Raw genomic sequence first — 10,230 nt, 5'->3', positions numbered from 1 at the left:
GACGCCGCACACCAGCGCCACCACCGTCGTCACCGACAGCGGGCACGACCGCGACCGCAGCCATGATCACGACCGCGGCCACGATCAGGACCGCGACCGCCACCCCAAGAAGAAGGGCAGCGTGACCCGCACACACGAGGAGGAAGAGACCACGACGATCTCCCCGGACGGGACCATCACCAAGACCAAGAAGACCAAGGACACCGAAACCCGGACCAACCACAAGGCCAACCACAACAACAACCACGCAGAGACCGACAAGAACGGCCGCTAAAACCTGACCATCACGGGCAGCGTCCCGTAAGCGGGCGCACTCCGGCCGGGTGGCACGGCGAGAAGCCGCGCCACCCGGCCAAACACGTGCCCTCATACTCCGCGAAGTACTCGTCGTCGACCCGAGCTGCCCGGCGACGAACCGCCCCGCACAGGCCAGGACCGCTGCGGGGCCTCGGTCAGTACCGCGCCGACCATCCCCACCGGCCCCTACCGCACCACTGACCCCAACTGCACCACTCACCCCAGCTTCATGCCGGGCAGCACTTTGCCCGCACGCGTCACATCGACGATCACACCGATCGCAGGCTGCCCGCAGGAGGCAGGACCCGTCCGTTGCCAGCATCTCCGTGAGAGTTCTGGTTCCACGGTCGCTTCCGCGTCCTGTCACCGCAGCCTTCCTGAGCCCCAAGCGGGTCCCCCCACTCCGCCATCCCCCTTGCGGTAGTCGGGCCGTCCCCTACGCGGCGGTTCCTCGCCGGTGCTGGGCCTCGTCGGGATCGCCGATCGGCTCGGTCGGCGAGTCGCCCTCTCCACGGTCGCGTCCGTCGACCAGGCCGTCGTACAGCCAGTCCTCGCGGCACCTTTCACACCAGCGGACTCCGGCAGCGACCTCCAACAGGTCGTCAGGCATTGACGAGCCATGGCACTTTCCGCACCTGTGTCCGCCCATGCGTTCGACGGTCCGTCACGACCATGACCACCGGGAGGGGGCCCGACGGGGCGCACAGGCGCTCAAGCCCAGCTCAGCGCCGATTCCTGCACCATGCGGCACGCAGGCCACGGCCGGTACGGTGCCGGACGGCCATGTCGCTGGGGAGACCCGGGAGACCCGGGTCTCCCCTGCCGTCATGGCAGGCGCTTCAGCTGATGCGAGCTCCTGTACCGCTGACACGAACGCGCGGGTCACCCGCGCGCAGCGTCACCGTGAGTTCGCCAGGGCGGCCCAGGTCCTCGCCCTGATGCAGGGTGAGGACGGCCTCCTCGGGGACCAGGCCGAGCTCACGGGCGTACGCACCGAACGCGGCGGCCGCGGCGCCGGTCGCCGGGTCCTCGACGACGCCGCCGACGGGGAACGGGTCACGGACGTGGAAGACGGTGGCCGACTCCCGCCACACCAACTGGACCGTGGTCAGGTCCAAGTGGTGCATCAGGGCTTCGAGGCGCGCGAAGTCGTACGCGAGATCCGCGAGGCGCTCGCGTGTCGCCGCCGCGAGAACGAGATGGCGGGCGCCGGCGAACGCGATATGGGGCGGGAAGGCCGGGTCGAGGTCGGCGGCCGGCCAGCCGAGCGCGGCGAGCGCCTCCGCGAGGTCGGCGTCGGCGATCTCCTCGATGTGCGGCTCGACACTGGTGAGTGTGGCCTTGACCGTCCCGCCCTCCTCGGCCACCTCCACCGGCACGGTGCCGACGCGCGTCGCGAACACCAGCTCCCCGGGGCCTATCCGCTCGGCGAGGGCGACGGCGGTCGCGATGGTGGCGTGCCCGCAGAACGGCACCTCGGCCTTGGGGCTGAAGTAACGGATGCTGTACGCCCGTCCCTCCCGGCCGCCGAGGCCCTCCGGGGGCGCGGTCAGGAACGCCGACTCCGAGTATCCGAGGTCGGCGGCGACAGCCAGCATGTCGCTGTCGTCCAGGGCGCTGGCGTCCAGAACGACGCCGGCGGGGTTTCCGCCGTTCGGGGCGCTGGAAAAGGCGGTGTATCGCAGCACCTCGGGCCGCGGCGCATTTGTCGTCACGTTCGCGGTAACGCGGGGCGGGCTCGCGGCTATTCCCGGACGCGGGCGGAGGCGTGATCGGCCTGGGCGACGAGCCGCACATCGACACCGTCACTACGGCACGGCGTTCGGAGCAGCGGACGATGCGGTGAAAGGCCTTCTGTCAAACGTGTGTTCGCTCGACGTACCCGCGCCGGCTCGCCTGGATCGGGGCCTTCCGGCCCCAGGCCGTCGTACGGTCCTTGCGGCCGCGCAAGCACGTCTCATGCCCCGGTGACTCCGTCGATTCGCTCGCGGATGAGATCGGCATGACCGTTGTGACGTGCGTACTCCTCGATCATGTGCACCATGATCCAGCGCAGCGAAACTCCCTGATCGCCGACGTGACCCGCTTCCTGTTCAGACAGGCGGCCGGAGTCGTCCAGCGATGCGTCAGCGATGAGTTCGCGTCCTCCGGCGACCTCCGCCTGCCAGGCAGCCGTCGCCTCGTCGAGTCCTCGGTCCGGCTGAAGGGCAAAGCCGTCGCCATTGCTCTCCCCGAAGACCGGGGACACGTCCTGGCCTGCGAATACACGTTGGAACCAGTTGCGCTCGACCTCCGCCATGTGCTGCACGAGACCGAGCAGCGTCATCGACGACGGTGACGCCGCAGCAAGCCGTAATTGATCATCTTTCAGGCCCATGCACTTGAGGGCGAGAGTCGCACGGTGAAAGTCCAGCCATGCTTCCAGCATGGCGCGCTCGTCGGCATGCGCGGGCGGGACAGGCCGCCCATCCGGTGTCGCATTCATGAGCACACCATGGCAGGAACAGCCGTGACCTACGACTGTCTTCGCTGGCGACGAACACGCATATGGTCGCCTCCCAAGGCGGGCCAGTGACATCAAAACTGACTGCCATTCACACACCCAGCCCTGGGAGACCGGCCTATGAGCGGCCGAGGCGTGCGTGGTCGTGATGACGTTCAGTCAAGCCAGCGGGCCTTGTCCCCGATGCGGACATGACCGGGTGTCTCGACCGCCGCGTACACGCCGAGGGTGTTGCCGAGCTCACGGGCGACCCAGCGCAGCACGGCGCGGTCATGCGGGACGGTCGGAGTCTCCTTGGTGATCATCACGCAGCGGTCGCACCCCTCGGTGAAGCGCAACCGCAGCGTGCCGATGGCCATCCGGCGGCCGATCCAGTCGTGCTCGGGGTACCCGGTCGCGTGGTCGCCGGGCACGCCGTCGAGCACCAGGTTGGGCCGGAACCGGCTGGCGTCTATCGCACTGTCCGGCAGCGTCGAGCCGAGGCTGCGCAGCGCCGTCGTTGTCAAGACATGGAGCGCGGTGTCAGGCCGGTGCGGCTGGTGCTCGACCAGCGTGACCTTGGCCTGGACAGCGGCACTGAGCCGGCCGGCGGCGTCAGGCGCATCAGAGCGGAACCGCCGGCCGTCCGGCAGGGTCAGCTCGGCCACGCCCGGCCCGAGGGTGACCGCCCGCACTCGCATGAGCGCCGGAACAGCACCGGCCCAGGTGACCTCGTCCCGCTCGTCGTGGACGGCGATGCCCCGGTCACCCTCGATCCCGAGCACACCGACCGTGGCGGCGGTCAGTCGCTCACCGCCCACCGACTTCACCGGATACCGCCACAGTTGGTCGACCCGCACCTTCGCCCCCTTCAGCCCAGCGGACCGGCGACCCCAGCCGACGGGCGCCGCAGGCAAGCACAGCGACGGTCACCGTACCGAGGTCGCGGCCGTAGCGCGTGGCCGGCGCCCGGCCGAATCGACTCGTCCACGAGACCTCGCTTCCCGACGCCATCCTGGCACGGCCGGGATCCCGTACGCACGCACGTTCTCCGGGCGATGACGGGTGGGGCGTGGTGGCGTGGCAGCGCCCAACGTGCCGCCTCCGGCGCGGGTGATGGCCCGCGTACCTCGATGCGGATCCGTCCGTCGCGGCGGGGGGTAGTCCGAGCCAGCAGCCACGGTGTCCTCGGTTCGCGCCGAGTCCCCTCCCGTGACACACAAACAACGTCGAGTTTACAAAATATTGTTTACAACTTCCCGCAGGCGGGCGTACGTTCGTGGCCCAAGCAGCAGCACGCAACACCCCCCACACGGCCCCCAACACCTGATCGAGTGGGCGTGAGTCGATGAGAAAACTGCGCTTGACGACCTGTGGCCTGACTGCAACCACCCTGACCGTCCTCGCCGGCTGCGGCATGAGCGGCGGCACCGCCGCCAGTGGCACCGGCTCCTCCGACAACCAGAGCATCGTGATCGACGAGCCCTTCGCCCCGGCCGCCGACTGGGCCCTGGAGACGGACGACGCGTTCGTCCTGAGCAAGGCCGGTTGCCTGGAGACCCTCGTGAAGTACCAGAGCGACGGCACGCTTGTGCCGATGCTCGCCACCTCGTGGACCCAAGTGAAGCCCACGCTCTGGAGGCTGAAGCTCCGTCAGGGTGTCACGTTCCAGGACGGCACTCCGTTCGACGCGACCGCCGTGGTCGGCGCGCTGCAACACGCCCTGAAGGTGAAGACTCCGGCCGCGGCCTTCTCTCCCGAGACCGTATCCGGCGTCGAAGCCGTCGACTCCTCCACGGTCGAAGTGACGACCGTGCAGCCCGACGTACTGCTCCCGCAGAGCCTGGCCAGCCCCAACACCGGAATCCTCGCGCCCAAGGCGTACGCGGGCTCGGCCATCGACCCGAAGGGCACCTGCACCGGCCCCTTCCGGATGACCAAGGAAATCCCGCAGCAGGCGATCGACCTCGAACGCAACGACTCCTACTGGGGCGGCCGGCCCAAACTCGCCTTCGCCGAGGTGCGGTTCATCGCCGACGGCGGCAAGCGCGCCACCCAGGTGCGCACCGGCGAGGCGCAGATCGCACGGAAGATTCCCGTCACCAGCGTGCAGGAGCTCAAGGGCGTCTCGGGCATCCAGACGCAGACGGCCGAGCTGCCCCGCACCACCGAGCTGGTGCTGAACAACAAGAGAGCGCCCTTCACCAACACCAAGGTCCGCCGAGCGTTCCAGGCCGCGATCGACACCGGGGCGATTGCCGCAGCGGTCTACCCGGGCGCCTCGCGCCAGGCGGTCGGCCCGTTCGCGCCGTCCGAGCCGTGGGCGCCGGGGGGCGCGACACCCGTCAAGGCCGACACCGCCGAAGCCAAATCACTGCTGGCCGCAGCGGGCGTCAAACCGTCCTCGCTCAAGCTGACCCTGCTCGCCTACAACGAAGGCTCCGGCTTCGCCGACCTCGCCTCCGTCATCCAGGAGCAACTCAAGGCCATCGGCGTACAGGTCTCCATCCGCTCCGGCGAGTACGCGTCGATGGAACCGGACCTCCTCGACGGCAAGTTCGACATGGCCCTGCTCTCCCGCAACTACCTCAACACCCTGCCCGACCCGTACGGCTTCCTCAGCCAGGACTACACCTGCAAGGGCTCCTACAACCTCGCGCACTACTGCGACACGACCGTGGACGCCCTCGTCAAGAAGGCCGCCTCCACCAGGAGCGCCACGGACCGCTACGCCCTCTACGCGGACGTCGCCGCCCGGCTGCAGTCCCAGGCCGTGGACGTCTTCCTGGTCCACGAGACCGAGTCCGTCGCGCTCGCCGACGTGAAGGGCTACAAGATCCTGCCCTACTACACCCTCACCGCCGATCTGTCCCTCGGTTCGAAGTGACCTCAGTGACCTCAGTGACCTCGTAGTGAAGGAGATCCCGCACATGACCGACTTCCGGCCCAAGTTCATCACCTTCGACTGCTACGGCACCCTCACCGCGTTCGGCATGTCCAAGCTCACCCGCGAACTGCTCGCCGACCGCGTCCCCGCCGACCGCATGGAGGACTTCCTCGACGACTTCGAGTCGTACCGCATCGACGAAGTCCTCGGCGCCTACCAGCCCTACCCCGAGGTCATCACCAGCGCCCTGCAGCGCGCGAGCAAGCTGTGGGGCATCGAGTACCGCGCCGAGGACGGCCGGGCCATCGTCGACGGCGTACCCACCTGGGGGCCGCACCCGGACGTACCCGAGGCGCTGCGCACCCTCGCCGCCCACTACCCGCTCGCCATCCTCTCCAACGCGGCCGACAGCCAGATCGGTTCGAACGTCGAGAAGCTGGGCGCGCCCTTCCACGCCGTCTACACCGCCGAGCAGGCGCAGGCGTACAAGCCGCGTTTCCAGGCGTTCGAGTACATGCTCGACCAACTCGGCTGCGCACCCGGCGACATCCTGCACGTCTCGTCCAGCCTGCGCTACGACCTGATCCCGGCCCACGACCTGCGCATCACCAACAAGGTCTACGTCAACCGGGGTTACGAACCAAGCGTGCCGTACTACGGCTACCACGAGATCAACGACCTGACCGGGCTGCCCGCCCTGCTCGGCCTGTGAGCGCTCCCATGAAGCCCGTGCCGTACTGGCTCGACACCGCCCCGGCCCGACCCGACCGCACCGCCACCGAAATCGACGGCGATACGGACATCGCCGTCGTCGGCGCCGGCCTGACCGGCCTGTCCGCCGCCGTGCACCTCGCCCGCAAGGGCGCACAAGTGACCGTACTGGAAAGCGAGACAGTGGGCTGGGGCGCGTCCGGCCGCAACGGCGGGATGTGCACGACGGGCCTGGCCATCGGCTTCCGTACCGCGGTCGAGCGGTACGGGATCCCCACCGCGAAGGCCCTCTACCTCGCCTACAACGAGGCCATCGACACGGTGGAGAAGCTCACCGTCGATGAGGGCATCGACTGCGACTTCGCCCGAACCGGCAAGCTCAACCTGGCCGCCAAACCGGCCCACTACGACAATCTGGCCCGCACCCACGAGGCGCTGGCCGATCTCATCGGCTACAAAACTGTCCTGATCCCCCGTCACAGTCTGGGCTCCGAGGTCGGCACCAGCTATTACTACGGCGGGATGGCCGACCCGCAGGGCGCGGGCCTGCACGTCGGCAAATTCGTACGAGGTCTCGCGGACGCCGCCGAGCGGCTCGGTGTACGGATCCACGAAAAGGCCCCGGTGACCGGACTGAAGCGGATCCGCGGCACACAGCACGATCTCACGACTCCCGTCGGCACCCTGCGCGCGGACAAGGTGCTGGTCGCCACCAGCGGCTACACCAGCTCTCCGTTCCGCTGGCTGCGCAACCGGATCGTCCCGGTGGGCAGCTTCATCGTTGTCACCGAGCCCCTCGACCAGGCGGTCGTCGACGAACTGATGCCCACCCGCCGTATGGCGTCGGACTCGCGCAACATCCTGTACTACTTCCGCATCACGCCGGACAACCGGCTGCTGTTCGGCGGGCGGGCCCGGTTCGCGCCGTCGAATCCACAGTCCGACCTGAAGAGCGGGCGGATCCTGCAGAAGGGGATGCTGTCGGTCTTCCCGCAACTGGCGGGCGTCCGGATCGACTACTGCTGGGGCGGCCTCGTCGACCTGACCCTCGACCAGATGGTCCATGCGGGCGAGCGGGACGGACTGTTCTACTCGGTCGGCTACTGCGGGCACGGCGTACAGATGGCCACCCACATGGGCCGGCAGATGGCCGAGGTGCTCGACGGCCGCCCGGAGGCTAACCCGTGGCGGGGCCTGAAGTTCCCGCACGTGCCCGGGCACTACTTCGGGCCGCCCTGGTTCCTGCCGTTCGCCGGCGCCTACTACCGGGCGCTGGACGTCATCAAATAGCGAGGAGGTGAACCGGTGATGGTCCGATTCGTTCTGCGGCGGCTGCTCGTCCTGCTCGTCGCCCTGTTCGCGGTGTCCGTCGTCACCTTCCTCATCCCGTACGCCAGCGGCGGCGACCCGGCGCGCACCATCCTGCGCTCCCGGGTCTCCGGCCAGGCCCTCGACCCCGCGACGGTCGAGGCGCTGCGCCACGAACTGGGCCTCGACCGGCCGTTGGTGGTGCAGTACCTGGACTGGCTCGGGCAGGCGGTGCACGGGGACTTCGGGCTGTCGTTCACCAGCCGCACGCCGGTCGACCAGCTGCTGGGCAGTGCACTCGGGGTGTCGTTCACCCTGGCGATCGTCGCCCTGGGGCTGTCGTTCCTCGCGGCACTGCCGCTGGGCACGATCGCGGCGCTGCGGCCCGGCCGGCGGGTCGACTCGGCGGTGACGTTCCTGACGCAGAGTTTCGTGGCCGTCCCCGAGTACTGGCTGGCGCCGGTCCTGGTGCTGGTCTTCTCCCAGCAGTCGGGCTGGCTGCCGTCGGCGGGCTGGCGAACCCCGGAGTACCTCGTCCTGCCCGCCGCCACCCTCGCCCTGCGGCCGCTGGCCTACTTCACCCAGGTCACACGAGCGGCGATGGTCGACGTACTCAAGGCGCCGTACATCACGGCAGCCAGGGCGAGGGGGCTGAGCCAGCCGCAGACCCTGGTGCGGCACGCCCTGCGCAACGGGCTGCTGCCGGTGATGACGCTGTTCTCGCTCTGGTTCGCGGGACTGCTGGGCGGCTCGGTGGTCGTCGAGGTGATCTTTGCGGTGCCGGGGATGGGCCAGCTCGTCTACAAGGCGGTCGTCAACCACGACGTCCCGATCATCCAGGGCGGGATCCTCAGCATCGTGGCCCTGGCGGTGCTCATCACGACGGTCACCGACGTCCTGTACGCGGTGGTCAACCCGGCTGTGAGGTTGCGAGATGGCTCTGTCTAGTCACGTCTCTTCCGGGTACCCGCCGGTCCGTCTCCGGCAGGGGCTGCGCTTCACGCGGGGCCGGCACTGGACGCTGCACGTCGGCGCGGTGGTGTTCGCGACGGTGCTGGCCGTGCTGGTGCTGACGCCCTGGATCGCGCCGTACGACCCCTCCGCCCAGGACCTCTCGCACCGCCTGGCCCGCTTCAGCGCCGACCACTGGCTCGGCACCGACCAGCTAGGCCGGGACCTGCTGAGCAGGCTGATGTACGGGGGGCGCTTCTCCGTCACCATCGCCGCCGTCACCCTGCTGCTCTCCGCCGTCATCGGCACGCTGATCGGAGCCGTCAGCGCCCGCCGGGGCGGCCTGCTCGACGAGATGCTCATGCGCGCCGTCGATCTGCTCATCGCGATCCCGGACGTGGTCGTCGCGCTGCTGCTGATCGCGGTGTTCGGCACCGGATACGGCACGCTGATCGCCGCGCTGACGGCGGTCGGCTGGACGCCCTTCGCCCGCCTGATGCGCGGACTCACCCTCGAGATCAATGCCAAGGGCTACATCGAGGCGGCAGAGACGCTGGGCTGTTCGAAGTCCTTCATCATCTTCCGCCACGTCATCCCGAACGCGCTCCGGCCGATGCTGGCGCTCGGCTTCCTGCGCTTCGGGCACAAACTGATCACCGTCGGCGGTCTGTCCTTCCTCGGACTGGGAGTTCAGCCGCCGGACTCCGACTGGGGCGCCATGCTCCTGGACGCCCAGCCGTACATGGAACGGATGCCCATACTGGTCATCCTGCCCGGAGCGGCGATCTTCCTGACCGCGCTCAGCGTCACCCTGATCGGTCAGGGAACGGAGCTCACCCGCACGCAACAGAGGACACCCGAAGGACCGACCCGATGACCGATCGCTCCCCGCAGCCCGTTTCCCGCCCGCCGGTGCACCGCCGGACGCTCGCCACCACGGTGACCGAGCAGATCCGAGGCGGTGTGCACCGAGGCGAGTTCCCACCAGGCCACCAGTTCAACGAAGCGGAACTGGCGGAACGGCTGGGCGTGAGCCGAGGGCCGGTGCGCGAGAGCCTCCAGACCCTCGTGCACGAAGGGCTGCTGGAGCGGCACCCGCACCGCGGCGTCTTCGTCCCCGTCCTCACCGACGAGGACATCCTGGACATCTTCTACGCTCGGTTCACGCTGGAGGCCGCGGCATTCCGCCGCGTCATCTCCATCCGGCCACCCGGCCTCATCGAGGCGCTGAGCGCCGTCGTCGACGAGATCGCGAAGGCCGCGGACAACAGCGACTGGGAGGCCGTCGGCGATCTCGACCTGCGCTTCCACACCCAGGTGATCGAAGCGGCCGGCAGCCCCCGGCTCAGCCGCATGTACACCAGCCTGATCTCCGAGACGCGGCTGTGTCTGAACATCATGGCCGACGTCCACCCCGCCCGACAGGACTTGCTGCACGAGCACCGTGAGCTGACCGATCTCATCGCCGGTGATGACGTGGACGCCGCGATCGCCACGCTCACCCAGCACTTCGACGAGGCGACGGTGACCCTGCGCCGACGCCTGCACGAGTCCCGCGAACAGCACCACCCGCAGCCGCCCGCCCCCTGACCGC

11 protein-coding genes are annotated in these 10,230 nt (G+C 69.0%); 7 read left to right on the top strand and 4 right to left on the bottom strand.

Going from position 1 to position 10,230, the window contains the following annotated elements; translation table 11 throughout:
• Nucleotides 1-274: hypothetical protein (locus ACWD4J_RS33465; protein WP_451399236.1), on the top strand; the 274-nt coding region annotated here is incomplete at its 5' end.
• Nucleotides 275-733: 459 nt separating this feature from the next.
• On the opposite strand, the gene ACWD4J_RS33460 is transcribed toward ACWD4J_RS33465, so the two are convergent.
• The 4 genes from ACWD4J_RS33460 to ACWD4J_RS33445 all read right to left on the bottom strand — a co-directional run bounded on the left by ACWD4J_RS33460 (nt 734) and on the right by ACWD4J_RS33445 (nt 3,639).
• Entirely contained in the window at nt 734-907 is a 174-nt protein-coding gene (locus ACWD4J_RS33460) for a hypothetical protein (protein WP_451399235.1), read from the bottom strand.
• A gap of 229 nt (nt 908-1,136) precedes the next feature.
• Nucleotides 1,137-2,012, bottom strand: coding sequence for a PhzF family phenazine biosynthesis protein (locus tag ACWD4J_RS33455; RefSeq protein ID WP_451399234.1), 876 nt, complete (start codon nt 2,010-2,012; stop codon nt 1,137-1,139).
• 242 nt (nt 2,013-2,254) lie between these two features.
• Complete coding sequence (locus tag ACWD4J_RS33450; RefSeq protein ID WP_451399233.1) at nt 2,255-2,782, bottom strand: DinB family protein; 528 nt, start codon at nt 2,780-2,782, stop codon at nt 2,255-2,257.
• Nucleotides 2,783-2,955: 173 nt separating this feature from the next.
• Entirely contained in the window at nt 2,956-3,639 is a 684-nt protein-coding gene (locus ACWD4J_RS33445) for an MOSC domain-containing protein (protein WP_451399232.1), read from the bottom strand.
• 503 nt (nt 3,640-4,142) lie between these two features.
• On the opposite strand from ACWD4J_RS33445, the gene ACWD4J_RS33440 reads away from it, so the two are divergent.
• The 6 genes from ACWD4J_RS33440 to ACWD4J_RS33415 are packed head-to-tail and all read left to right on the top strand — an operon-like array spanning nt 4,143 to nt 10,226.
• On the top strand, nt 4,143-5,666 hold the full coding sequence (locus ACWD4J_RS33440) for an ABC transporter substrate-binding protein (protein ID WP_451399231.1): 1,524 nt from the start codon (nt 4,143-4,145) through the stop codon (nt 5,664-5,666).
• Nucleotides 5,667-5,709: 43 nt separating this feature from the next.
• Nucleotides 5,710-6,378 carry a haloacid dehalogenase type II gene (locus ACWD4J_RS33435; RefSeq protein WP_451399230.1) on the top strand — a complete coding sequence of 223 codons (669 nt, stop codon included), beginning with the start codon at nt 5,710-5,712 and terminating at the stop codon, nt 6,376-6,378.
• 8 nt (nt 6,379-6,386) lie between these two features.
• Nucleotides 6,387-7,667 (top strand): NAD(P)/FAD-dependent oxidoreductase, encoded by a 1,281-nt coding sequence (locus ACWD4J_RS33430; protein ID WP_451399237.1) that lies wholly within the window; start codon nt 6,387-6,389, stop codon nt 7,665-7,667.
• Between the two features lie 18 nt (nt 7,668-7,685).
• On the top strand, nt 7,686-8,633 hold the full coding sequence (locus ACWD4J_RS33425) for an ABC transporter permease (protein WP_451399229.1): 948 nt from the start codon (nt 7,686-7,688) through the stop codon (nt 8,631-8,633).
• Nucleotides 8,620-9,513 carry an ABC transporter permease gene (locus ACWD4J_RS33420; RefSeq protein WP_451399228.1) on the top strand — a complete coding sequence of 298 codons (894 nt, stop codon included), beginning with the start codon at nt 8,620-8,622 and terminating at the stop codon, nt 9,511-9,513. Before ACWD4J_RS33425 ends, ACWD4J_RS33420 begins: the two co-directional genes overlap by 14 nt.
• Entirely contained in the window at nt 9,510-10,226 is a 717-nt protein-coding gene (locus ACWD4J_RS33415; RefSeq protein WP_451399227.1) for a GntR family transcriptional regulator, read from the top strand. Before ACWD4J_RS33420 ends, ACWD4J_RS33415 begins: the two co-directional genes overlap by 4 nt.
• Nucleotides 10,227-10,230 lie beyond the last annotated feature (4 nt).

The sequence above is a fragment of the Streptomyces sp. NPDC002577 genome, assembly GCF_053594815.1.
This window is presented reverse-complemented; position numbering and strand designations above follow the sequence as displayed.

Bases quoted from the DNA above. Each gene is read 5' to 3' on its own strand.
- ACWD4J_RS33430 (WP_451399237.1), top strand. From the start codon at position 6,387: ATGAAGCCCGTGCCGTACTGGCTCGACACCGCCCCGGCCCGACCCGAC.
- ACWD4J_RS33435 (WP_451399230.1), top strand. From the start codon at position 5,710: ATGACCGACTTCCGGCCCAAGTTCATCACCTTCGACTGCTACGGCACC.
- ACWD4J_RS33415 (WP_451399227.1), top strand. From the start codon at position 9,510: ATGACCGATCGCTCCCCGCAGCCCGTTTCCCGCCCGCCGGTGCACCGC.
- ACWD4J_RS33460 (WP_451399235.1), bottom strand. From the start codon at position 907: ATGCCTGACGACCTGTTGGAGGTCGCTGCCGGAGTCCGCTGGTGTGAA.
- ACWD4J_RS33450 (WP_451399233.1), bottom strand. From the start codon at position 2,782: ATGAATGCGACACCGGATGGGCGGCCTGTCCCGCCCGCGCATGCCGAC.
- ACWD4J_RS33425 (WP_451399229.1), top strand. From the start codon at position 7,686: ATGGTCCGATTCGTTCTGCGGCGGCTGCTCGTCCTGCTCGTCGCCCTG.
- ACWD4J_RS33420 (WP_451399228.1), top strand. From the start codon at position 8,620: ATGGCTCTGTCTAGTCACGTCTCTTCCGGGTACCCGCCGGTCCGTCTC.